The organism is Bradyrhizobium sp. (assembly GCF_050014615.1).
Taxonomy (GTDB): domain Bacteria; phylum Pseudomonadota; class Alphaproteobacteria; order Rhizobiales; family Xanthobacteraceae; genus Bradyrhizobium.
In genome coordinates this window covers 1-5,756 of the sequence record NZ_JBEKCZ010000277.1, presented here as the reverse complement: position 1 = coordinate 5,756, position 5,756 = coordinate 1, and the positions used below count along the sequence as shown (strand labels likewise).

The window sequence follows — 5,756 nt, the reverse complement described above, 5'->3', positions numbered from 1 at the left end:
CATTCACCTTGAGGGGCTGACGTGATAGCGCCATTGCGGCTGGCGCGCTATGGTCCGGCCGTCGCGAGTATGAGGGCGTAAAGACATGAATCAGCCGGACGAAACCACGCATTTCGGCTTTCGGGAGGTGCCGCTAGGGGACAAGCAGACGCTGGTCAACGACGTCTTCCGCAGCGTGGCCCAGCGTTACGACCTGATGAACGATCTGATGTCGGCCGGCCTGCACCGGGTCTGGAAAGACCTGATGATCAACGCGCTCAACCCGCCGCGCGGCGACACCCCGTTTGCGCTGCTCGACGTTGCCGGCGGCACCGGCGATATCGCGTTCCGAGCCGCCAAGGCGGCGGGCGTGGGCTTTCAGGCCACCGTCTGCGACATCAATGCCGACATGCTTCAGGTTGGCCGCGAGCGCGCGGCGTCGCGGCATCTCGACGACCGGGTGTCGTTCGTCGAGGGCAACGCCGAACAGCTCGCTTTCCCCAACAACGCCTTTGACGCCTACACCATCGCGTTCGGCATCCGCAACGTACCGCGGATCGATCTCGCCTTGAGCGAGGCGTTTCGCGTGCTCAAGCCCGGCAGCAGATTCCTGTGCCTGGAATTCTCCGCCGTCGACGTGCCCGGATTGGACCGCATTTACGATCTGTTTTCGTTCAAGATAATCCCGCCGCTCGGCCGCGCCGTCACCGGCGATGCCGATTCATACCGGTATCTCGTCGAATCGATCCGGAAGTTTCCCAAGCCCGCTGCGTTCGCCGACATGATCCGCGCCGCCGGCTTCTCCCGCGTCGCCTGGCAAAGCTTTTCCGGTGGCATCGTGGCGTTGCATTCGGGCTGGCGTCTGTGATTTCAGCACTGACCCACATCGCGCGGCTGACCCGCGCCGGTTTCGTGTTCGCACGCGAAGGCGTGTTCGGCGTGGTCGATCCGAGCCTGGTGCCTCCGCCCGGCCAGCTCGCGCTGCGTCTGGCGCGGATTATCGAGCGCCCCGGCGCCAAATCCGGTCCGCGCCTGTCGCGCGCGCTGACCCGGCTCGGACCGGCCTATCTCAAGCTCGGACAGTTTCTCGCGACCAGGCCCGACGTGGTCGGGGCCGTGATGGCGCGCGACCTGGAAAGCCTGCAGGACCGGCTGCCGCCCTTTTCGCAAAGCGAAGCCGAAGCGGTGATCGCGACGTCGCTGGAACGCCCGGTGGCGCAGGCGTTTGTGAGCCTCGGTCCCGCGGTCGCGGCCGCCTCGATCGCGCAGGTGCATCGCGGCGTAGTCGAGCGCGACGGCGTCCGTCAAGCGGTCGCCGTCAAGGTGCTGCGGCCCAATGTCGGCGCGCGCTTCCGCCGCGACCTCGGCGATTTCTTCTTTGTCGCGCACAAGGCCGAGGCCTATTCGGCCGAGGCGCGGCGGCTGCGCCTGATCGAGGTCATCAATACGATGTCGCGCTCGGTGGCGATGGAGATGGATCTGCGGCTGGAAGCGGCCGCGCTCTCCGAAATGGCCGAGAACACCAAAGACGATCCGGATTTTCGCGTCCCTACCGTCGACTGGGATCGCACCTCCCATAACGTGTTGACGATGGAATGGATCGACGGCATCGCGCTCAGCGACCATGCGCGTCTGGAGCAATCGCAGGTCGATCTGCCTGAACTCGGACGCAAGGTGATCCAGAGCTTTCTGCGCCACGCGCTGCGCGACGGCTTCTTTCATGCCGACATGCACCCCGGCAATCTGTTCCTCGACGATGCCGGCCGGCTTGTCGCGGTCGATTTCGGCATCATGGGCCGGCTCGGCATGAAAGAGCGGCGCTTCCTCGCCGAGATTCTGCTGGGCTTCATCACCCGCAATTATCGCCGCGTCGCCGAGGTGCATTTCGAGGCCGGCTATGTACCGGGGCACCACTCGGTCGAGAATTTTGCGCAGGCGATCCGCGCCATCGGCGAGCCGATCCACAATCGCACCGCCGAGGAAATCTCGATGGCGAAATTGTTGACGCTGCTGCTGGAGGTCACCGGCCTGTTCGACATGCGCACCCGCCCCGAACTGATTCTGCTGCAAAAGACCATGGTGGTGGTCGAAGGCGTGGCGCGCGGTTTCGATCCCAAGCTCGACATCTGGAAGGTCGCCGATCCCGTGGTGCGCGAATGGATCGAGCGCAATTTAGGCCCGGTGGGACGGATCCAGGGGGCGATGTCCGGCGCGGGAGAACTCGGCCGGGTGTTCGCGGGCCTTCCGGCGCTCGCGACCCGGGCGGTGGCCGTGATCGAACAGTTGGAGACCATGACCCGGGAAGGCTTGACGCTGTCGCCGGAGACGATCGCGGCGATGGGGCGAACCGAGGGCCGCAAGAGCCGCTGGCGCACCCTGGCGCTGTGGATCATCGCCGCCACCTTTATCGGGATTCTGATAGCCGTCCGACAGCTGTGATTGCAATGCTATCATAGTATGATAGCATTGCCTTCATTCTGAAGCAGGGCATCCTCATGGCCAGCCTGACCATCCGAAAACTGGACGACGCCATCCGGGACGAGCTGCGGCTGCGCGCGGCCCGCAACGGCCGCTCGGTTGAGGACGAGGTGCGGGTGATCCTGCGCGACGCCTCGCAGAACAGCCGCGCATTCCCCCCACCGGCCGCGCCAGCGACCGTCCAGGGCCACGCCACGCGATTGGCGCGCAACCCTGTCGTCGACCAGCCACGCGTGACCCTGATCATCGGTGGCGGCATTGCCGCCTACAAGGCGCTGGACCTGATCCGGCGGCTGAAGGAAAGGCACATTCGCGTCCGCTGCGTGCTGACCCGGGCCGCGCAGCAGTTCGTCACGCCGCTGACCGCCAGCGCGCTGTCGAACGAGCGCTGTTACACCGACCTGTTCGATCCCGAGAGCGAATTCGATGCCGGTCACATCCGCCTGGCGCGCGACTGCGACCTGATCGTGGTGGCGCCGGCGACCGCGGATCTGATGGCGAAGATGGCGCATGGCCATGCCGACGATCTTGCCACCGCCATCCTGCTCGCGGCGGGCGGACCGATCCTGCTGGCGCCCGCGATGAACCCGCTGATGTGGAACAATGCCGCGACCCGCCGCAATGTCGCGCAGCTCGCACGCGATGGCGTGGCCATGATCGGCCCCAATGCCGGTGAAATGGCCGAAGCCGGCGAGGCCGGTGTGGGCCGGATGGCCGAGCCCACGGAAATAGCCGATGCGGCCGAGCGCGCTTTGCGCCCGGCCCAACCGCGCCCGCTCGCCGGCCAGCGCGTCCTCATTACCGCGGGTCCGACGCATGAGCCGATCGATCCGGTGCGCTACATCGCCAACCGATCCTCGGGCAAGCAGGGCTATGCCATCGCCGCTGCGGCGCAGGCTGCCGGCGCTGACGTCACCTTGATCTCGGGCCCGGTCGAGCTCGTTGAGCCTCCCGGCGTCTCGGTGATTTCAGTGGAATCCGCGCGCGACATGCTGCGGCAGGTGGAAGCCGCGCTTCCGGCCGATATCGCAATCTTCGCCGCCGCCGTCGCCGACTGGCGCGTCGCCAATGCCGGCGAGCAGAAACTGAAAAAGACCTCCGCCGGCATGCCGCCGCTGCAGCTGGTGGAAAACCCCGATATCCTGGCCACGATTTCAAAATTGCCGAACACGCGGCCGAAACTTGTGATCGGCTTCGCCGCCGAGACCGAAAACCTGATCGACAATGCCAAGGCCAAACTGGCGCGCAAGGGCTGCGACTGGATCGTCGCCAATGATGTCTCGCCGGCGTCGGGCGTGATGGGCGGCGACCGCAACACCGTTCATCTGCTGACCCGGGAGACCCATGGCATCGACGTCAAAGTCGAATCCTGGCCGGTGATGACGAAGGAAGAAGTCGCCATCGCACTGGTGGCGCGTATCGCCGAGAGCTTGACCAGCAAGACCGTGGAGAAGACTTCGTGAGCACTTCCGTCAAAGTCGATATCAGGCAATTGCCGCATGGCGAAGGCCTCGCTTTGCCCGCCTATCAAAGCGCCCACGCCGCCGGGCTCGACCTGCTGGCCGCGGTTCCGGAAGACACGCCGATGATCCTCGCGCCCGGTAAACATGCGCTCATTCCCACCGGCCTGACGATCGCGCTGCCTCCCGGCTATGAGGCCCAGGTCCGCCCCCGCTCCGGTCTGGCGGCCAAGCACGGCGTCACCGTGCTGAATGCACCGGGCACAGTGGATGCGGATTATCGCGGCGAGATCGGCGTCCTCCTGATCAACCACGGCGATGCGCCGTTTCCGATCCGGCGCGGCGAGCGTATCGCGCAGATGGTGATTGCGTCGGTGATCCAGGCGGAACTTGTTCCCGCGGCATCGCTCACAGCGACCGACCGCGGCAGCGGCGGCTTCGGTTCGACCGGACGCTGATCCGCGCCAAGAACCCGCCAAGAACGCGCCAAGAAGCGGATTCATCTTGATAAAAATTGCTCCGAAAATTTAATACCGGCTTTTTTAGCGACCGGGTTTTGCGTTCACGGTCTGGACTCTTACCCGTCGAGTCCCGTTGGGGATATTGTCATTCGATTCGCGAACGGCGGGGGTAAGCGCCGGGCGTGGAATCGTGCGGTTTGGGGCAAACCATGTCGGGCGTGATCGCGGCGATGCGTCGGACCCTGCTGTCGTGCACATCACTGGCGCGCAACGGCCTGATTACCCTTGGCCTGTCAGCACTGGTCTCGATCCGGCCGGCTCACGCCGCCGACCTGCCCCTGCTGGATGCCATCACCACCTTTTTTGAGATGAACCACCAGGAAATCGCGGCGCTGACGACGGCGTTTGCACTGCTCGGCTTTTCGGTGGTGGCGGCGATCCTGCTGATGCGCACCCGCCTGCGCGCGGCGAGCAACGAGGCGCGGTTGCGCGCCGATATTCAGGGCCTGCAAGGCGAGGCCGATCGCTTCCGCGCGCTGTTGTTCGCCGAGCCCCAGATCCTGATATCCTGGGCCGCCGGCGACAATCGTCCGCAAATCAGCGGCGATACCTCGCTGCTGATGCCGCAGGATGCCCAGCACCAATCCCCGCAGCGCATTCTGGCGTTCGGAACCTGGCTGCCGCCGGAACCGGCGCTGCAGATGGACCATGCGGTCGACGCCTTGCGCGAGGCCGGCGAGGGTTTCCTGCTCAATCTGGCGACGTCGAATGGACACGCCGTGGAAGCCATGGGCCGCGCCATCGGCGGCCAGGCCATTGTGCGGATTCGCGAACTCAATGGACTGCGCCGGGAACTGGCCGAAACCAACCTCCGGCACAAGGCGCTGCTGGAAGAAACCGAGATGCTGCGCGGCTTCGCCGCCGCGGCACCCTGGCCGATCTGGACCAAGCACGCCAAGGGCGGCCTCAGCTACGCCAACGCCGCCTATGCGCGGGCCGCCGATGCCGCCAGCGTCGCCGATGCGCTCGGGCGCGACCTGGAATTGCTCGACAGCGGCGATCGCATCGACATGGACCGCGCCTTGAATGGCGGAGCGGCCTTCACCGCGCGGCTGCCGATCGTGGCCGGCGGCGAGCGACGGTTTTACGATGTGCATGCGATCAATGTCGGCGGCGGAAGCGTCGGCATCGCCATCGACGCCTCCGAGGCCACCGCGCTCAGCGCCGCGCTGGTGCGGATGGCGGAGGCCCATCGCCGCACGCTCGACCAATTGTCGTCCGGCGTCGCCGTATTCGACGGCCAGCGGCGGCTGGCCTTCTACAACGATTCCTATCGCCGCCTGTGGGACCTCGACCGGGTATTTCTCGACAGCAATCC

At 65.8% G+C, this 5,756-nt stretch carries 4 protein-coding genes and 1 pseudogene; all 5 read left to right on the top strand.

What is annotated here, in order from left to right:
• Nucleotides 1–85: 85 nt before the first annotated feature.
• Nucleotides 86–847 (top strand): bifunctional demethylmenaquinone methyltransferase/2-methoxy-6-polyprenyl-1,4-benzoquinol methylase UbiE, encoded by a 762-nt coding sequence (ubiE, locus tag ABR948_RS27790; protein WP_428124221.1) that lies wholly within the window; start codon nucleotides 86–88, stop codon nucleotides 845–847.
• Nucleotides 844–2,418 carry a 2-polyprenylphenol 6-hydroxylase gene (gene ubiB, locus ABR948_RS27785; RefSeq protein ID WP_428124219.1) on the top strand — a complete coding sequence of 525 codons (1,575 nt, stop codon included), beginning with the start codon at nucleotides 844–846 and terminating at the stop codon, nucleotides 2,416–2,418. Before ubiE ends, ubiB begins: the two co-directional genes overlap by 4 nt.
• Before the next feature lie 56 nt (nucleotides 2,419–2,474).
• Nucleotides 2,475–3,920 (top strand): bifunctional phosphopantothenoylcysteine decarboxylase/phosphopantothenate--cysteine ligase CoaBC, encoded by a 1,446-nt coding sequence (gene coaBC, locus ABR948_RS27780; protein WP_428124217.1) that lies wholly within the window; start codon nucleotides 2,475–2,477, stop codon nucleotides 3,918–3,920.
• Nucleotides 3,917–4,375, top strand: coding sequence for a dUTP diphosphatase (gene dut / locus ABR948_RS27775; RefSeq protein WP_428124215.1), 459 nt, complete (start codon nucleotides 3,917–3,919; stop codon nucleotides 4,373–4,375). The genes coaBC and dut overlap by 4 nt, the downstream gene beginning before the upstream one ends.
• Nucleotides 4,376–4,587: 212 nt before the next feature.
• A pseudogene (locus tag ABR948_RS27770) lies at nucleotides 4,588–5,756 on the top strand (two-component sensor histidine kinase); the annotation flags it as partial.

Excerpts from the sequence above, each read along its gene's own strand:
- ubiE (WP_428124221.1), top strand. The coding sequence starts at position 86 with ATGAATCAGCCGGACGAAACCACGCATTTCGGCTTTCGGGAGGTGCCG.
- coaBC (WP_428124217.1), top strand. The coding sequence starts at position 2,475 with ATGGCCAGCCTGACCATCCGAAAACTGGACGACGCCATCCGGGACGAG.